Source organism: Acinetobacter sp. YH01018, from assembly GCF_013420295.1.
In the GTDB taxonomy this organism is placed as follows: Bacteria; Pseudomonadota; Gammaproteobacteria; order Pseudomonadales; family Moraxellaceae; genus Acinetobacter.
The window spans coordinates 1-16,651 of sequence record NZ_VOYL01000052.1 but is presented as its reverse complement, the minus strand read 5'-3'; the positions used below and the strand labels follow the sequence as shown (position 1 = coordinate 16,651).

16 protein-coding genes, 2 pseudogenes and 1 other annotated feature are annotated in these 16,651 nt (G+C 40.0%); of the genes and pseudogenes, 11 read left to right on the top strand and 7 right to left on the bottom strand.

Annotated features, from left to right (window positions below):
• A pseudogene (locus FTT83_RS13710) lies at nucleotides 1-1,067 on the bottom strand (IS3-like element ISAba2 family transposase); the annotation flags it as partial.
• Nucleotides 676-792: a sequence feature (AL1L pseudoknot), on the bottom strand. Its footprint overlaps the pseudogene before it by 117 nt.
• A gap of 195 nt (nucleotides 1,068-1,262) precedes the next feature.
• Between FTT83_RS13710 and FTT83_RS13705 the strand changes: the two are divergent.
• Nucleotides 1,263-1,949, top strand: a complete 687-nt coding sequence (locus FTT83_RS13705; protein WP_180044703.1) for a metallophosphoesterase — start codon at nucleotides 1,263-1,265, stop codon at nucleotides 1,947-1,949.
• 846 nt (nucleotides 1,950-2,795) lie between these two features.
• Nucleotides 2,796-3,008: a hypothetical protein gene (locus tag FTT83_RS13700; RefSeq protein WP_180043118.1), complete on the top strand. Its 213-nt coding sequence runs from the start codon at nucleotides 2,796-2,798 to the stop codon at nucleotides 3,006-3,008.
• 42 nt (nucleotides 3,009-3,050) lie between these two features.
• Here the strand turns inward: FTT83_RS13700 and bioB are convergent, their stop codons facing one another.
• Both bioB and queG read right to left on the bottom strand, forming a co-directional pair.
• A complete protein-coding gene (bioB, locus tag FTT83_RS13695; RefSeq protein WP_180176762.1) occupies nucleotides 3,051-4,040 on the bottom strand; it encodes a biotin synthase BioB in 990 nt (329 codons plus the stop codon).
• Nucleotides 4,041-4,325: 285 nt separating this feature from the next.
• Nucleotides 4,326-5,438, bottom strand: a complete 1,113-nt coding sequence (gene queG, locus FTT83_RS13690) for a tRNA epoxyqueuosine(34) reductase QueG (protein ID WP_180176761.1) — start codon at nucleotides 5,436-5,438, stop codon at nucleotides 4,326-4,328.
• Nucleotides 5,439-5,461: 23 nt separating this feature from the next.
• Here queG and FTT83_RS13685 point away from each other — a divergent pair, with 23 nt between their 5' ends.
• The 3 genes and pseudogenes from FTT83_RS13685 to FTT83_RS13675 all read left to right on the top strand — a co-directional run bounded on the left by FTT83_RS13685 (nucleotide 5,462) and on the right by FTT83_RS13675 (nucleotide 7,853).
• Entirely contained in the window at nucleotides 5,462-6,952 is a 1,491-nt protein-coding gene (locus FTT83_RS13685; protein WP_180176760.1) for an NAD(P)H-hydrate dehydratase, read from the top strand.
• Nucleotides 6,945-7,241, top strand: a pseudogene (locus FTT83_RS16155) (acylphosphatase). Before FTT83_RS13685 ends, FTT83_RS16155 begins: the two are co-directional and overlap by 8 nt.
• A gap of 390 nt (nucleotides 7,242-7,631) precedes the next feature.
• Nucleotides 7,632-7,853, top strand: coding sequence for a hypothetical protein (locus FTT83_RS13675; RefSeq protein WP_257234910.1), 222 nt, complete (start codon nucleotides 7,632-7,634; stop codon nucleotides 7,851-7,853).
• Nucleotides 7,854-7,859: 6 nt separating this feature from the next.
• Here the strand turns inward: FTT83_RS13675 and ruvC are convergent, their stop codons facing one another.
• Entirely contained in the window at nucleotides 7,860-8,405 is a 546-nt protein-coding gene (gene ruvC / locus FTT83_RS13670; protein ID WP_092819320.1) for a crossover junction endodeoxyribonuclease RuvC, read from the bottom strand.
• A gap of 122 nt (nucleotides 8,406-8,527) precedes the next feature.
• On the opposite strand from ruvC, the gene FTT83_RS13665 reads away from it, so the two are divergent.
• Both FTT83_RS13665 and FTT83_RS13660 read left to right on the top strand, forming a co-directional pair.
• Nucleotides 8,528-9,103, top strand: a complete 576-nt coding sequence (locus FTT83_RS13665) for an FxsA family protein (RefSeq protein WP_180176758.1) — start codon at nucleotides 8,528-8,530, stop codon at nucleotides 9,101-9,103.
• A 145-nt stretch (nucleotides 9,104-9,248) separates the two neighbouring features.
• Entirely contained in the window at nucleotides 9,249-9,890 is a 642-nt protein-coding gene (locus FTT83_RS13660; protein WP_180043112.1) for a LysE family transporter, read from the top strand.
• Here FTT83_RS13660 and FTT83_RS13655 read toward each other — a convergent pair.
• A complete protein-coding gene (locus tag FTT83_RS13655; RefSeq protein WP_180043111.1) occupies nucleotides 9,887-10,075 on the bottom strand; it encodes a hypothetical protein in 189 nt (62 codons plus the stop codon). The genes FTT83_RS13660 and FTT83_RS13655 overlap by 4 nt on opposite strands.
• Nucleotides 10,076-10,393: 318 nt before the next feature.
• Here FTT83_RS13655 and FTT83_RS13650 point away from each other — a divergent pair, with 318 nt between their 5' ends.
• On the top strand, nucleotides 10,394-10,627 hold the full coding sequence (locus FTT83_RS13650) for a hypothetical protein (protein ID WP_180176757.1): 234 nt from the start codon (nucleotides 10,394-10,396) through the stop codon (nucleotides 10,625-10,627).
• Nucleotides 10,628-10,696: 69 nt separating this feature from the next.
• Here the strand turns inward: FTT83_RS13650 and FTT83_RS13645 are convergent, their stop codons facing one another.
• Together FTT83_RS13645 and metK are read right to left on the bottom strand one after the other, a co-directional pair.
• A complete protein-coding gene (locus FTT83_RS13645; RefSeq protein ID WP_180176756.1) occupies nucleotides 10,697-11,008 on the bottom strand; it encodes a monooxygenase in 312 nt (103 codons plus the stop codon).
• 114 nt (nucleotides 11,009-11,122) lie between these two features.
• Nucleotides 11,123-12,289, bottom strand: a complete 1,167-nt coding sequence (metK, locus tag FTT83_RS13640; protein ID WP_180176755.1) for a methionine adenosyltransferase — start codon at nucleotides 12,287-12,289, stop codon at nucleotides 11,123-11,125.
• A gap of 512 nt (nucleotides 12,290-12,801) precedes the next feature.
• Between metK and FTT83_RS13635 the strand changes: the two genes are divergently transcribed.
• The 3 genes from FTT83_RS13635 to FTT83_RS13625 all read left to right on the top strand — a co-directional run bounded on the left by FTT83_RS13635 (nucleotide 12,802) and on the right by FTT83_RS13625 (nucleotide 16,287).
• Nucleotides 12,802-13,455 (top strand): IS1595 family transposase, encoded by a 654-nt coding sequence (locus FTT83_RS13635; protein WP_180176754.1) that lies wholly within the window; start codon nucleotides 12,802-12,804, stop codon nucleotides 13,453-13,455.
• Between the two features lie 467 nt (nucleotides 13,456-13,922).
• The gene (gene tkt / locus FTT83_RS13630) at nucleotides 13,923-15,911 is read left to right on the top strand and encodes a transketolase (protein WP_180043108.1); all 1,989 of its coding nucleotides are present in this window, start codon (nucleotides 13,923-13,925) and stop codon (nucleotides 15,909-15,911) included.
• A gap of 160 nt (nucleotides 15,912-16,071) precedes the next feature.
• Nucleotides 16,072-16,287, top strand: coding sequence for a hypothetical protein (locus tag FTT83_RS13625; RefSeq protein ID WP_180043107.1), 216 nt, complete (start codon nucleotides 16,072-16,074; stop codon nucleotides 16,285-16,287).
• Nucleotides 16,288-16,651: the final 364 nt, after the last annotated feature.

Sequence of the window (16,651 nt, the reverse complement as noted above, 5' to 3'; positions counted from 1 at the left end):
ATCCGCTTTTAAATATTCAATCACCTCTGTTTTGTATAAGCCATTCACCGTTTCAGCCAAAGCATTATCGTATGAATCACCGGTCGTACCGACTGATGCTCGTAAATTTGCTGCTTCTAAACGATTGGTATAACGAATGGAAAGATATTGCACGCCTCTGTCACTATGATGAATCACGTTCTTTGGCATGCCTCGATCATGCAATGCTTGCTCCAGTGCATCGAGCACCATGTCTGTATTCATCCGTGTTGATACTTTCCATCCAACAATTGCTCGCGAGAACACATCAATAATAAAGGCGGTATAGACCCAACCTGAATTGGTTTGAATATACGTGAAGTCAGCGACCCACAGGTGGTCAGGTTGATCAGCACTAAAATTGCGTTTCACCAAGTCATCCGCTCGTTTTTGATCATCTCTGCTACGGGTAGTTTGTTTATTCTTCCCACGCCAAACACCTTGTATACCTAGCTTTTGCATCAATCGAGCAACTGTACAGCGCGCAATAACATAGCCTTCACGTTTCAGTTTTTGCCAAACTTTACGTACACCATATCGACCTGAACTTTCCTTCCAAATTCGTTTAATTTGTTCAGCATGATGCAAGTCATGTAAATCTCGTTTCGCTCGATGTTCTGGATTGTCCGCGAGATCTAAAGTTCGGTAATAGGTTGAAGCTGCGATCGGTAAAATCCTACAAATCGCATCAACACCATATAAGTCTTTATTGTTATGGATGAAATCCACCATTATTTGTGTGGGCGGTCGAGCTCCGCCTGGGCGAAAAAAGCAGCTGCTTTACGTAGAATTTCATTGGCACGCTTTAATTCTTTGATTTCACGTTCCATCTGCTTCATTTTTTCTTGATCTGAAAGCTGCTGTACTTTGATAGGATTTTGTTGATCGAGATGTTTTAAATACCAAACACGCAGTGTTTCAGGAGTACAACCTATCTTGGGAGCAATAGCAGTGATTGCAGCCCAATTCGATGGATAATCTTTTTCGGATTCAATCAATAATTGAACCGCTCTATCTCTGATTTCAGGGGTATATTTTGGTTTTTTCATCGGAACATTCTCTCAGGAAAGTTGGTCTCCGACAAACCCGGTACGGTTCAGTGTTAATTAGAAAGGTGTTGCTCAGGAAATGTATAAGGGATATTCGAAAAAACATGACTGAATAACACCTTTAAATCAAAGTTTGTGGATAGATTGTCATTAGATATATATCTTATATACAGGATAATTAAATAGGATTAGTTGATGACTAATCGCTTAATTCTACATTTCGAACTAAATCCTCAGATACGATTGTATATCGTAGGAGATCTTCATGGCTCTTATAAACTTTTAATGCAAGAACTTCAAAAGATTAATTTTGATTTCGAAAATGATCTATTGATCTGTACAGGTGATCTCATCGATAGAGGTAATGAAAATTTAGAATGTATTTCATTACTGGATCAAACATGGTTTTTAACTGTACGCGGTAATCATGAAGAAATGTGTATTCGCGGGCAGTATGATCCTAAAATGAAAGACATGCATGAAAGGAATGGTGGGGAATGGTTTTATAAGTTGCCTCAGCAAAAGCAGCTAGAAATTATCAATTACTTTAAAGAATTACCTTTAGTCATAGAAGTTCAACTAGAAAGTAAAAAAATCGGCATCGTTCATGCTGACATTGATATCCAGGACTGGAATATCTTTAAGCAAGACATATTTAAAGGTGACTATAAAATTCCAGGGATCACATCATCGTATTCAAATGGACTCTGGGGTAGGGGACGAATACGTAATTACTCAAACCATTATGATATTGTTGAAAATATCAATGAAATCTATTTAGGTCATACGATCGTAAAAGAATATACTAAAATTGATAATTGCCATTATATTGATGTCGGATCATCTTTCACTTCTAAGCTTTGTATTATAAAAGTTCAATAAAGATTTGCTTTGGAGTGGGGGAGTAAAGTGATGTTAAAAAGTTTAATTGATCAAAAAAACAACATTTGAATCGTGTATCCTGACTTGTATCCTAAATTTTTATATTAATAATTAATCCATTAAAAACAATACGGTAGGTGAATGTTTTCGTCCGTGTGGGCCCACCAAATAAATCAAGCACTTAAGAGTAATTCTCTTGAGTGCTTTTTTAATTCTAAATCCTATGTAAGCAATCAAAAATAAATGGTGTAAGCAGGGTAGGCAATAAAAAAGTCTCATTAAGAAGCTTTTATTTCTTAGATAGTCAAAAATTACATATTCATATTATAGTCTTTATTTTTAATAATCTATTGTTTTATATTGCTTTATTAAGGTTTTTCTAGAAACTAAAATTATTGATTGATTAAAATTTCTTGCCTTTGAGGATAGTCTCGTCTCTTTAGCACTTAAGTGAATTTTATTTTGTAATTTTCTTAAAAATTAGAGTTAAGTTATTTGAATTATCATAAAAATATGTTAATAAATAACCGTGATCTTTTTTTGATCACTTTGGTGTTTCAGGATGAAATATCAGATTATAGAAGCTGAACTTAAAAAATAAACAATGATGGAGTTTAGAAAATGCTTCAATTACTTATGAAATTATTTTGCTTACATGTGTATGAGTATGAGCATATGGAAGAGATCGGAGAACATAAAGAATGCAGAAAGTGTGGCATCAATAAACCGCTTTAAATGAAACTATGGGGATCATTACAAAGTGAGCTTCGGGCTCACTTTTTAGTTCTTAGAAACAATTGAAAAAAAGATTAAACTACCAATTTAGACCTATTTAAAATTGTAGTTATGAGCATTGATTTTACTGCAGATACTTATATTGTCACTGATCAATTAGCAGACACTTTGGTTTGGTTAAGTCATCATCAGGATTGTTTTGATTCGTTCAGTCATGACACTTTTACTCAGGAGTTGGTGGTTTACCATGCCAATGGAGCAGATATCATTCGTCGGGGAAATTATTTAAATACACGTTATGGCATGTTAATTACCTCGGGTTAAATAAAAAAAGCCCTAAAAGGGCTTTTTTAGAATTTGCTCAGTTTAACTAGCCATTGCATCTACAGAGAGTTCTTTGACTGTTGGTTTGGCTTTTTCTGCGATTAAACCTAACTTGTTAAATAACTGTCTGTCCTTACCTTCACCGGCATTCGGTGTGGTCAAGAGTTTCTCACCTGAGAAAAGCGAGTTGGCACCTGCCATAAAAGCCAGTGCCTGATCAGAATCGGACAAAGACTCTCGCCCTGCAGACAGGCGAATATAGCTTTTAGGCATAATAATCCGGGCAACTGCAATGGTACGAATCCATTCAGTCACATCTAGTTTTTCCACATCAGCCAGTGGCGTACCTTCAATTGGCACTAGCATATTGATGGGTACTGATTCAGGATGAATCGCTAAAGTCGCTAACTCATGCAATAAACCAATACGGTCCTGGCTGCTTTCACCCAAACCGACAATGCCGCCACTACAGACTTTCATGCCGGCCTGACGGACAAAGTCCAGTGTATTTAAACGGTCATCAAAGGTACGGGTACTGATCACATTGGAATAATATTCGCGTGAGGTATCCAGATTGTGGTTGTAGTAATCGAGACCGGCATCTTTTAAACGTTCTGCTTGCGACTGATTAAGCATGCCTAAAGTCATGCAGGTTTCCAGACCTAGTGACTTGACTTCTCTTACCATTTCCAGCACATAGGGCATATCGCGTTCATGCGGATTGCGCCACGCGGCTCCCATGCAGAAACGTGATGAGCCAGAAGCAAGCGCTTCCTTGGCTTCCTGAATTACTTTGTCCACGGCAATACGTTTTTCGGCTTCCAGTTTTGAATCGTAATGTGCAGATTGTGAACAATACTTACAGTCTTCCGGACATTTACCTGTTTTGATTGAAAGCAGGGTGCTGACCTGAATGGTATTTGCAGCAAAATGTTCACGATGAATGCGCTGTGCTTCAAAAACCAGATCTAAAAAAGGCCGGTTATATAAATCCTGAATTTCTTCTCGTGTCCAGTCATTACGTACATTCATTAGTGAAATTCCATAATCATCTTCATTATTGCGTTTATCATACATAATTTATGGCAAATCCAAAGGCATAAACGACCAAAAATAAGAGTATCTCACACTGGGTTTTTAAAATTTATGCTTATTGTAAGATTTTATATTTAGTCGCAAACTGAACCAGTTTAATGTAAATATCACTGCAAAGTTTTTTTATTATTTTTATAAGTTTGTCCTGATCTGGAGTTTATGTTTTTTATTAGGGCAAAACTTTGTCAGTATCTTGAAATTAAAAAACTGGAATGACAGCTGTTAATTCTGGTTCATTATTGAACTAGATTTGGCCCGCTGTTCTTGAATTGCCCAGTCAATATGGACTTGCACAATCTCATCATGCTGGTCGCGAGTTTGCTTTAAAGTTTTCATAATTTCACGGGAAAAAGGCGCATTACCCAAACCAATGGCAATATTACGCATAAAGCTTTGGTAACCGGTACGCCGTAGTGGACTACCTTCGGTATGGGCTAAAAAAGTCTGTTCATCCCAATGCCATAAGTCCAGTAAACTCACCTGATCCAGACCATGCCGCGGATTAAAATCTTCAATTGTGGCTTTCTTGGCAAAACTGTTCCAGGGACAAATCAGCTGGCAATCATCACAGCCGAATACACGGTTGCCAATCCCGCGGCGCAATTCTTCAGGAATGATGCCTTGATATTCAATGGTCAGATAGGCAATACATTTACGTGCATCCAGCATGTAGGGCTCAACAATCGCCTGGGTTGGACAAATATCAATACACGCTGTACACGAGCCGCAGTGCTTGCTGCTTGGACCATCAAAGGGCAAATCCAGCGAGGTAAATAGCTCGCCCAGAACAAAGAATGAACCTGATTTTTTATGAATGAGCAGGGTATGTTTTCCGGTCCAGCCCATGCCGGCATTTTCAGCCAAGGACTTTTCAAAGATTGGCGCAGAATCCGCAAAGGGACGGGATTCAAAATCTCCCACCTTTTCCCGGATTTTCGTGGCGAGAGTCTTTAAGCGACCGCGCATGGTTTTGTGGTAATCACGGCCACGGGCATAACGCGCAATGATGGCGGCATTCGGTTCATCCGGTACATAACGCGGTTTAGGTGTTTCGACCAGATAATTCATGCGTACACAGATGATGCTTTTGGTCCCCGGAACCAGCAAAGTCGGGTCGGCACGTTTTTCTAGATTTTCTTGCAGAAATTTCATGTCACCGTGGTAGCCACGTTTTAAATATTCCTGAAAACGTGGCAATTCTTCTTGAGCATCCGGTTTGGCAATGACACAATCACTAAAGCCTAATTGCAATGCCTGGGCTTTAATCCACGCCTTCAGCGCTTCAGGATCGGTTTGATCTAAAGGAATTTTTTGTGATGCTGTGGAAGAAGCCATAATGATATAAAAAAGGAAGAACAATGCCTCAGCAAGTTTACCATAGCCCTGTTTATCATAGCCAAAGTATTCAAGCCTGGGAGCAACGCTGGTTTGCCCGGCAAAACAGTTCTTATGGCCTCATGCAGCAAGTGGCCTGGAGCATTGCACGGCGCTTAGTTCCTGTTTTTCAGCAACAGAATATACAAAATATCGCAGTTTGCTGTGGGCAGGGCAATAATGCCGGAGATGGATATCTCACGGCTAAATATCTAAAACAATACGGTTTTGATGTCGATATTTATGCTGCTGAATTGGGTGCATCCAAAGATTTGAACACTGCCTATCAGGAGACAGTAGATGCTGAAATCAACATCTATGCAGGGTTTGCATTTCAAAAAAAATATGACGCTTATATTGATGCACTGTTTGGTATTGGTTTAAACCGTGAGCTGGGTGCAGACTGGCAACAGATCATTCAAGGAATTAATGTTCAAAAAGGTCTGAAAATCGCCATTGATATTCCAAGCGGCTTACACGCCAATAGCGGTCAGCCTTTACCTTGTGCCATTAAGGCAGATTATACCTATACCGCGCTAGGCTTAAAGGCAGGACTTTTTACCGGTCAAGGCAAAGAGTTTGCCGGACAGGTGGAGGTGATTTCCCTCATTCCTGCCGATGCTGAATTAAAGCCCATTGCCCAGCTTTCGCCAAGGTCTATTTCTCTGCCACAGCGTGAGGCTTTTGGTCATAAAGGCAGTTATGGCCATGTGCTGGTGGTGGGTGGTCATGAAAATATGGGCGGCGCAGTGATGATGGCGGCAGAATCGGCCTTTAGTGCGGGTGCAGGCAAAGTCACCATTGTCTGCCATGAAAAACATCACACCGCGATTTTGGCCCGTGCACCGAATATCATGCTGCGTGATATCAATGCCTTGACTAAAGTCGAAATTCAGCAACTTTTAGATTATGTTGATGCGGTGAGTTTCGGGATGGGACTTGGCCGTGACAGCTGGTCGGAACAGCAATATTTTAAATGGTTCCCTAAAATCAATGCCGCCGATCATTTACAGGTCGTGCTGGATGCAGATGCACTGTGGTTTCTAGCCGAGCATCCAGAAGCATTAAAATCGGATACTTATGCCACACCACATCCGGGTGAAGCAGCAAAATTGTTAGCTTGCTCGGTCAAAGAAGTTGAAAGCGACCGGATAGCCGCCATTCATCAACTTCAGGAAAAATATGCCGGACAATGGGTACTGAAAGGTTCAGGCAGTCTGATTCTACAAGATCAGCTGTGGATTTGTACCGCCGGTAATGCGGGCATGGGAACTGGCGGTATGGGGGATGTCCTGGCCGGTATGACTGCAAGTTTAAAAGCCCAATTTGCCGGGAAAATTCATTTGCATGAAATCGTGACTTTGCATGCTTTGGCGGGAGACTTACTTGCCAAGCAGGGCATGCGGGGTTTGCAGGCACATCATATGCATGACGCGGTATATCATGTGGTCAATACAGGAAGCTGTGATGAATAAAGCGCTAAAATTGTTAATTCAGGGTAAGGTGCAGGGCGTGGGTTATCGTCGCTGGTTTGAACAGCAGGCTCTGGAATTAGAACTGAAAGGTTATGTGAAAAATTTGCCCACGGGTGAAGTGGAGGCCATGCTTGTCGGTGATGAACTGACTATTCAGGAACTTGTGTAGCGAAGTTGGGCAGGGCCTTATCGGGCAGAAGTTTCCCATATTATTCAAACACCCGTTCAGCCAGATTCGAACCTGAAAGATTTTAAAATATTGTACTCAATGAAAACGCAATCAGAATAATGAGTTAAGAGGGAAAGATGGATAAATATCTGGTGGTGGCTATCATAAATCCATAAATCATTTTAAAAACTATAAATTGTTCGTAAAGTTGAAATTGAAAATAGATTTTAGTCGATATTAGATTGATGAGTGTGGCATGGATGCCACACGTTTCCCATCACGACAAGGACGTCGTGTATGGGAAACAAAAGGTTTTTGTCTACTTTTGACCTTTCAAAAGTAGAGAGATTGCCTACGAGAAAGTAAAAAAAATTAACTCAATCAAATGAGGCCGTGCTGATTAAAATATCTAATATTGAACATTTTTTGATTTATGGAAGAGATCTATTCATAATTATTTATACGCAGCGCGCTGATACAGGTTCAGCGAGCAGGTCATTTAAAGACATTGTGCAAAAAGAATTCAACAAATATAAGGTCATTGAAAAGAATCAAACCATTATGATTTGTGAAATTAACCATCTTAACGAACTGGATGAGCTGGTGTTGATCCGAATTGATCCGAGCCAGAAAAAGAACTTCAGGAACTTTGGGCGGAGAATCACTTTTACCTATAGCAAGCAACCCTCAGTCCGGGAAATGCGTCAGGATTTTGCGCCATATCTTTCATGAATGAACTTAGCGTCTGCGAACACTATATCGGCTACGACCACGGGCCATGCCCCCTAAGGCATTCAGTACCGCCATTTTACTCATGCTGCCTGACGCATGTGCATGGCAAATGGCTGCGGCCAGTGCATCGGCAGCATCCTGCTGTGGTTTAATGCTTAAATTTAAAATCCGCATCACCATCATCTGTACCTGTTCTTTATCCGCTGCCCCATAACCCACGACCGATTGCTTGATTTGGCGGGCCGTATATTCAGCAACCTGCAAATCCAGATTGACCAAAGCCGCAATGGCTGCACCACGGGCCTGACCGAGTTTTAAAGCAGAGTCCGGGTTTTGTGCCATAAACACCTGTTCGACTGCGGCTTCAGTAGGGCCATGAAATTTAACAATCCGTTCCACACCTGCAAAAATCCGTTTTAAACGCTCAGGCATTTCCGGAGTTTCGGTACGAATGGTTCCTGCATCTACAAAAGTCAGTTTCTGCCCATCTTTTTCGATGATGCCATAACCTGTTAAACGTGAACCGGGGTCAATACCGATAATTAATGACATGCAAAGCCTTTAAAAATAAAATAATGCCCATATTGTTACATAAGCGTAGCAAAAAAGCTTGATGGTGATTAAGCCGTAAATGACTACACCTTATTCATTTTGTTGAGATTAGATTAATTTTCATGAAATTATTTCTTATTGTACTGGTTGGCTTAATCCTGGAAGTCTTTGTCTGGATTGGCGTGGGCGACCTCGTCGGCAGCATGTGGTACGTGTTTTTCTGGTTTGTTGCAGCCTTTTTTATCGGTATGAACCTGATTCGTAAATATTCAGCGGGTTTAATGCCACAAATGCAGCAAATGCAAATGGGACAAATGAGTGGCGATCCTGCATTGACCAATAATTTGCCTAAAATTCTGGCCGGTTTTTTCCTGCTGATTCCAGGTTTAATTACCGATGTTCTGGCATTGTTAATTTTGATTCCGGGCGTTCAGAATGCCTTTAAAAATGTCATGATGAAAACCATGGCCAAACGTCAGCAAGCCATGATGGATAAAATGATGGGTGGCATGATGGGCAACATGAATGGCATGAGCGGTGATGCTCAAGGTCAAAACCCATTTGCGGATTTAATGCGTCAAATGCAAGGCATGCAGCAAGGCGGTTCACAGCATCGCGATTCCAGCATCATTGATGGTGAAGCACGTGAAGTAACACCTGAAGCGAAAAAAATTGAATTGAAAGATGTGAAAAAATAATTTTTAAAATGATATTTTTTAAGCCGAATCATCATGCTTCGGCTTTTTTATGTTCTGAATTTTTATCTAAATTATTTAAAGCTGCAATCATGCAAAAGATTAAACAAACGATATAATACGTTTTTTAAAAATCTCCACTATTTCTATGTCACTGCTTTTGACCATTTGTGCACTGCATTTTGTTGCACAGCTTAGCCCGGGACCTGATGTTTTATTGATTGCCAGAAGTTCGGCATCGACCTCAAGAGCCAATACATTAAAGATTATTCTGGGTATTTCAGTCGGCATTCTGGTTTGGGTGGTGTTGACCTTGCTGGGCTTTACTGTGCTGGTTAAACAATTTCCATGGATACAACAGATTTTAATGCTGGTCGGTGGGCTATTTCTGGCACGGATGGGCTGGGCCATGCTGAATGGCGGTTTAACAACCCTTAAACAGCACACCGGCATAGAGACGGATGGTCAGCAGGTTGCAACATCAGATGCGCAAAATTATTTTTTATCGGGATTGTTGACCAATCTCTCCAACCCTAAAACGCTGATTTATTTTAGTAGTGTCTTTTCTTTGGCCTTAAGTTCATCCGCATCGACCCATTTAAAAACACAGCTGGCCATTATTATCCCAATCCAAACTTTTTTGGTCTTTACTTTGCTCATGCTGATTTTGTCTAGGCCAAAAATTAAAACGGCCTATCAGAGTTCTGGCAGTTATATTGATGTGATTTCGGGTGGGTTATTTCTGATGTTCGCCATCTGGTTATGGTATGACGTACTTGCCATATTTTAATACTCTTTGCTGATAGCATCAGTCGCAGGAGTAGATGAGGGAGTAGCAGTGCGTACTTCCTCATTTTTTTCGCCTTGAGAATAGCGATTGGGTTTTAAGGTCGTTTCTGTATTTTCTGAGCCTTTATAGCTGCGACTACGGTTGGCACGTTCGCGTAAGCCGCCTTTTTTAATCAGTTGAACCATAAGATCCTCCCTTTCAAGTTATTCAGGGTTATTTTACTCAAAATACGAGCCTTTAGGGAGAAGATTAAAATATACAGATTTAAGGGTGATGTTTTGTGTTTCAAATAGGGACTCTTTATTTTGAGGGTTTATAATTTTTATAGAAATTAGTAGGTTAATTGGGCTTTGATAATATTTTGGCTTGGGCAGCTTTATTTGTGACTCAATAGGCTTGTATCACAAAAAATACTGGCCTAATATTTTATTAAAACGCCAGTCCATAAGCGCTAAGGGTGGAAAATAAAAACAAAAATAGTAGAAAGTGGTAGGAGTATACTTATGTTATATCAATATCATTGTGCCTGTTGTAACAAGGTTGTTGAATCAACCGAAAAAAAGTGTACAAATTGCGGTTCACATAATATTAAAAGTCCATACGGTTTCTGGATTTTTTGTATTTTAACCTGCCTGGCAGCCGTGATTTTCTTTAAAATGGTCCAGGTTTATTTACAGGATCATCAAGATGTTCCTGTGCAACCTTCGGTACTTGAAGTGATTAGTACCCGACAATAACAGGATTCAGTTTGAAGGATTGAAAAAATCCTGATTTTTAATGGTCAGGATTTTTAGTGTGGATCAATTTTAGATGTTTAAAAAGTCTGCCTGATTGATGGTAGACAGAGGTTGATTTACTTCAAAAATTTTTCCACGAATATTATCGATGCCAAAACTTTGCAGACGTGCAGTGTGCATGTGTAAGTATTTTTCTGCATTGGCTTGGTTGTCAAATAAATAGATGCCGCCCGCTTCCTTGGTGGCACTATTTTCTGTCCATATTTTCCATAGCAAGCCATCTTCCTGATTAATGCTTTCGGCAAGTTGTTGATAGGCTTGACTCATTTCCTCGCCAAATGGACCTTGAGAAGGGAAGTCAACTTGAAGAATAATAGCCACGTTTTTATCCTATGCCATAAAATGATGATTGATCATAACATTTTAGGCTTTGCTATATTATTTTAAAGCAGAAATAAAAAAGCCCACAAGAATGTGGGCTTTTTGATGGAAAAATTACAGTCCGGCAGAGGCTTTAAGCGCTTCGACTTTATCGGTTTTTTCCCAGGTAAATGCAGTATCTGAACCTTGACGGCCAAAGTGACCATAAGCAGCAGTTTGCTTGTACATCGGTTGAATCAGGTCTAACATGCGGGTAATACCATATGGGCGCAAGTCAAAGTGTTCACGAACCAATTGAATAATGAATTCTTCAGGCACTTTTGCAGTATTAAATGTATTGATTGAAATTGAAGTTGGCTCAGCAACACCAATCGCATAAGACACCTGAATTTCACACTTGTCAGCCAGGCCAGCTGCAACGATGTTTTTCGCAACATAACGACCTGCATAAGCAGCAGAACGGTCAACTTTAGATGGGTCTTTACCAGAGAAAGCACCACCACCATGACGTGCCATACCGCCGTAAGTATCGACAATAATTTTACGGCCAGTCAGACCACAGTCACCTACAGGACCACCAATCACAAACATACCGGTCGGGTTGATGTGGAATTTGGTGTCTGCATGGAACATTTCTGCAGGAATGATTTTCTTCACGATTTCTTCAATCACAGCTTCTTTCAAGTTGGCTTGTGAAATTTCAGGATCGTGTTGGGTAGAAAGTACCACAGCATCCAGACGGACAGGCATGCCATTTTCATAGGCAAAAGTGACCTGACTTTTCGCATCTGGACGTAACCATGGTAACGAGCCATTACGACGTAGCTCAGCCTGTTTTTCCATCAAGCGGTGTGCATATGAAATTGGAGCTGGCATTAACACGTCAGTTTCACGGCTGGCATAACCAAACATCAAGCCCTGGTCACCGGCGCCCTGATCTTCAGGTTTTTGGCGGTCTACACCCTGAGCAATTTCAGGAGATTGCTTACCAATCATGTTGATCACGGCACAGGTTGAACCGTCGAAACCGAGGTCAGAGTGGTGGTAACCAATACCATTTACGGTTTGACGTACGATTGCTTCAAAGTCAACATTTGCAGTTGTTGTGATTTCACCGGCAAGTACTACCGCACCCGTTTTTACAAGCGTTTCACAAGCAACCCGTGCATAAGGGTCTTCTTTTAAGATTGCATCCAAAATAGCGTCACTGATTTGGTCAGCCATTTTATCCGGATGGCCTTCGCTTACAGATTCCGAGGTAAATACAGCGTACTCGCGCATAAGTCCTATCACAGTTAATTCAAAAGACGCAATATGTTACATCGAGTTGGACTTTTGGGCCAGTTCTAGACGATAAAAATGGATGAATTTATTTCAATTCAATGACTTTTTAATTGATATGGGCATCTAAAAAACTGATAAGTCGTTAAAAATGAGCCTGAAACAGTAATTTTGCTTATAACAAAAATTTGCTTAAGCAAATATTTAATCCTTGCTTCAAAAGCATTTCTGTTTAATCAAAAACGATTATAAATATATTTAATGGTTTAAAAATTTATATATATTATTGTTATATATTAACTTCGACAAAAAATCATTTTGAAAAAAGCCTGAGGGGATGAAACTTCATAAAAGTGAAGCGATAAAGTTAAGAGGAATTAAATTTTTCAGTTAGTTTTGTTTAAAGTGAATCAAATTCATTTTTGAGACTTGTGAATGTTTATTCATCAATTGGGTAAGGCCAAAAAAATTTAAGGGGCTGTAGTAGATTAGCTTTGTGATAATCTATTTTTATGAAGATAACTCGATGTAAATTAAATAAAAAAAACTCAAAAAAACTACTAGAGTTTTTTGTCGCTGAAGTTACAGCTCGAACTGCTGCCGATTTACTTGGTATACAATCCAATTCTGCAGCACTATTCTACAAGAAGATTCGCGAAGTCGTTATGTATCATCTTGACCAAGATGCCTTAGAAGTTTTTCAAGGGCATATTGAATTAGATGAGAGTTATTTTGGTGGAGTTCGCAAAGGAAAGCGTGGAAGAGGTGCAGCTGGCAAAGTGATTGTCTTTGGATTACTTAAACGTAATGGTAAAGTTTATACGATCATCGTTCCTGATACCAAATCAAGCACATTAATGCCTGTAATATCTAAGAAAATCAATCCAGACAGCATATTTTATACAGATCATTGGCATAGTTATAATGCTTTGGATATCGATGGCTTTAGCCATCATCGCATCAATCATTCAAGCCATTTTGCTGATGGTCAAAATCATATCAATGGCATCGAAAACTTCTGGAATCAGGCTAAAAGATTACTTAGAAAATACAATGGTATTGACCGAAATGCCTTTCCATTGTTTATTAAAGAATGTGAATTTAGGTTTAACTATGGCAGTCCAAAACAACAACTTAAAACACTATTAAATTGGACAGAAATTTAATCTTATCTACTACAGCCCTAAATTTAATTTACCCTGCAATTCTGTAGTGGGCATTTATCAAAGAATAAGCAATAAAATGATTCTGTATATTCTGTACATGAGGAAAAGCTTTAAAGCCTATATTCAATAACAAAGTAGAGGTTTTTCATCATTGTTGGATCTTCTTGATTTTTCCCACATGAAGAAATAAAAGAACTGGTGAAAAAACATTCTCATGCAATTAATAATCGTTAAAATGTCATCTATAAATTTTAGATTAAATAAGCCAAGGTATTTACTCATGCGCTAAGTCGCTGCAAATGATGTGAAATTGAGCTTTGCCTGCATTAAAATATGTCCAGTGGTGAATAAATGCCGAAATGTTAGCTATTAGACTTTACCCCTTGCTGTTTTTTTAAGACAATATAGCCAGCTTTGAATTTTCCTATTCATCATATTCTTTAAACGATTTAGTTGGACTCTGACCTATGACAACCCCGCTTAACGAACGTCGTATTGCAAACGCAATTCGTGTATTGGCAATGGATGCTGTGCAAAAAGCAAATTCAGGACATCCAGGTGCTCCGATGGGGATGGCAGACATCGCTGATGTCGTTTGGCGTGAATTTTTAAATCATAACCCGCAAAACCCGCAATGGGCCAACCGTGACCGTTTTGTATTGTCTAACGGCCATGGCTCTATGCTGCAATATGCACTATTGCATTTGACCGGTTATGATCTTTCTATTGAAGATTTAAAATCTTTCCGCCAGTTACATTCTAAAACTCCAGGTCACCCTGAATTAGGTTATGCACCAGGGATTGAAACCACGACTGGTCCATTGGGTCAGGGTATTGCCAATGCGGTTGGTTTTGCGCTGGCTGAAAAAACTTTAGCTGCTCAATTTAACAAAGACGACATCAAAGTGGTTGACCACTTCACTTACTGTTTCCTAGGTGATGGCTGCTTGATGGAAGGTGTTTCTCATGAAGCATGTTCACTTGCAGGTACTTTGGGTCTGGGTAAACTTGTCGTTTATTACGATGACAACGGCATTTCTATTGATGGTGAAGTTGAAGGCTGGTTCTCTGACGATACAGAACAACGTTTCCACGCTTATGGTTGGCAAGTGATTAAAGTGGATGGTCACGATAGCGATGCGATCCGTCAAGCAACTGTTGCAGCAAAAGCTGAAACGGCTAAACCGACTTTAATTATCTGTAAAACAATTATTGGTTTAGGTTCACCAAACAAACAAGGTAAAGAAGATTGTCATGGTGCACCACTGGGTAATGACGAAATCGCCTTGACGCGTGAAGCTTTGGGTTGGACTGAAGGTCCATTCGAAATTCCTGCTGACGTTTATGCAGCTTGGGATGCCAAAGACAAAGGTGCTCAATCTGAATCTGCATGGAATGAAACTTTTGCTGCATATGCTGCAAAATACCCAACTGAAGCGGCTGAACTTAAACGTCGTTTAAGCGGTGAATTACCGGCTGACTTCGTCGCTAAAGCAGATGCTTATATCGCTGAAGTAAATGCAAAAGCTGAAACTATTGCGACGCGTAAAGCCAGCCAAAATGCACTTCAAGCACTTGTACCATTGTTGCCAGAAGTTTTGGGCGGTTCTGCTGACTTGGCAGGTTCAAACCTGACCTTGTGGAAAGGTGCGCAAGGCGTACAAGACAATCCAGCGGGTAACTATGTTCACTACGGCGTACGTGAATTTGGTATGACTGCAATTGCCAACGGCGTTGCATTGCATGGTGGTTTCATCCCTTACGTTGCAACATTCCTGATGTTTATGGAATACGCGCGTAATGCAGTGCGTATGTCTGCATTGATGAAACAGCGTGTCATCCATGTTTATACCCATGACTCAATCGGTCTGGGTGAAGATGGTCCTACGCATCAACCGGTAGAACAGATCGCCTCTTTACGTGGCACACCAAACTTAAATACCTGGCGTCCATGTGACACTGTAGAAGCTTCTATTTCTTGGAAATCTGCATTGTTACGTAGCGAAGGTCCTACAGCATTAATTTTCTCTCGTCAAAACTTGCCATTCCAGACCCGTACTCAAGCACAAATTGAGAACGTTGCTAAAGGTGGTTATGTGCTGGCTGAAGAAAAAGGTGAATTAAAAGCGATTATTATTGCGACTGGTTCTGAAGTTTCATTGGCAATGGAAGCTTATGCACAGCTTGATGGTGTACGTGTAGTATCTATGCCATGTGCCGAAGAGTTTGTGAAACAGGATGCTGCTTACCGTGAAGCGGTTCTTCCATCTCATATTCGTGCGCGTGTCGCAGTTGAAGCTGCGCATGTGGATTACTGGTGGAAATTTGTGGGTCTGGATGGTCGAGTGATCGGTATGACTACATACGGTGAATCTGCACCTGCGAAAGACTTGTACCAATATTTCGATATTACCACTGAAGCGGTTGTTGCAGCAGTAAAAGACATTACCGCTTAATCAATCCGATTAGCAGGTTAAAAAGACGCCCCAGCAAAAGGGGCGTTTTTCATTGCAGAAATAACGATTTGTAACGAATGATTTAAACGTCTAGGTTTAAAATTAATTCATTCATACAGTATTCAGCCCGGGGTGCATGATTGCCCCAAGTGAGGAAAATATGAGCCTTTATGATCAGATTAATGATGAAATTGTCCTGATGGATGCTGGTGAACAGAAATGGATTGGTACAGACCTTGAACTTGATGCTATGGTTGCTGTGGAACTCATGCTGCAAGACTTGCAGGAAGACAAGGTGATCAAGATCCGCCGTAAGAATCATGAAAAGCATACCGGTTTAAAGCAAATCGACCGTATTTTGGTTGAAAAGTTATAAAGATGAAACATCTTTAAAAAGCCCCAATGGGGGCTTTGATTATTTTGGATATTTAAAAATGTGAACAGTTACGAATAGATGGGCTGTACTTTTCATTCATTGATCATGATTTTTATAAACTGTATATTTTTGTATTAAATATTTAATAAAAACAGAAACAAGTGATAAAGACATAAAATTGCGAATCAGGGTTTAAAATAAATTATGATGATGATCAATATATTAAGATGAGGTGACCATAAGTATCAACTAAAAAGTAAACATGTATTCATTACCAAAACCCTTTGAAATCTGCCCAACCCAACGCTCTATTTGATCTGCCTTCATCACCTTAAAATCCCGCCAGTTATACTTCATCTGCTTC

Excerpts from the sequence above, each read along its gene's own strand:
- FTT83_RS13625 (WP_180043107.1), top strand. The coding sequence starts at position 16,072 with ATGAGCCTTTATGATCAGATTAATGATGAAATTGTCCTGATGGATGCT.
- bioB (WP_180176762.1), bottom strand. The coding sequence starts at position 4,040 with ATGAATGTACGTAATGACTGGACACGAGAAGAAATTCAGGATTTATAT.
- FTT83_RS13705 (WP_180044703.1), top strand. The coding sequence starts at position 1,263 with ATGACTAATCGCTTAATTCTACATTTCGAACTAAATCCTCAGATACGA.
- FTT83_RS13665 (WP_180176758.1), top strand. The coding sequence starts at position 8,528 with ATGAAATTATTTCTTATTGTACTGGTTGGCTTAATCCTGGAAGTCTTT.
- queG (WP_180176761.1), bottom strand. The coding sequence starts at position 5,438 with ATGGCTTCTTCCACAGCATCACAAAAAATTCCTTTAGATCAAACCGAT.
- FTT83_RS13655 (WP_180043111.1), bottom strand. The coding sequence starts at position 10,075 with ATGGTTCAACTGATTAAAAAAGGCGGCTTACGCGAACGTGCCAACCGT.
- FTT83_RS13650 (WP_180176757.1), top strand. The coding sequence starts at position 10,394 with ATGTTATATCAATATCATTGTGCCTGTTGTAACAAGGTTGTTGAATCA.
- ruvC (WP_092819320.1), bottom strand. The coding sequence starts at position 8,405 with ATGTCATTAATTATCGGTATTGACCCCGGTTCACGTTTAACAGGTTAT.
- FTT83_RS13700 (WP_180043118.1), top strand. The coding sequence starts at position 2,796 with ATGAGCATTGATTTTACTGCAGATACTTATATTGTCACTGATCAATTA.
- metK (WP_180176755.1), bottom strand. The coding sequence starts at position 12,289 with ATGCGCGAGTACGCTGTATTTACCTCGGAATCTGTAAGCGAAGGCCAT.
- FTT83_RS13660 (WP_180043112.1), top strand. The coding sequence starts at position 9,249 with ATGTCACTGCTTTTGACCATTTGTGCACTGCATTTTGTTGCACAGCTT.
- FTT83_RS13685 (WP_180176760.1), top strand. The coding sequence starts at position 5,462 with ATGCCTCAGCAAGTTTACCATAGCCCTGTTTATCATAGCCAAAGTATT.
- tkt (WP_180043108.1), top strand. The coding sequence starts at position 13,923 with ATGACAACCCCGCTTAACGAACGTCGTATTGCAAACGCAATTCGTGTA.
- FTT83_RS13635 (WP_180176754.1), top strand. The coding sequence starts at position 12,802 with ATGAAGATAACTCGATGTAAATTAAATAAAAAAAACTCAAAAAAACTA.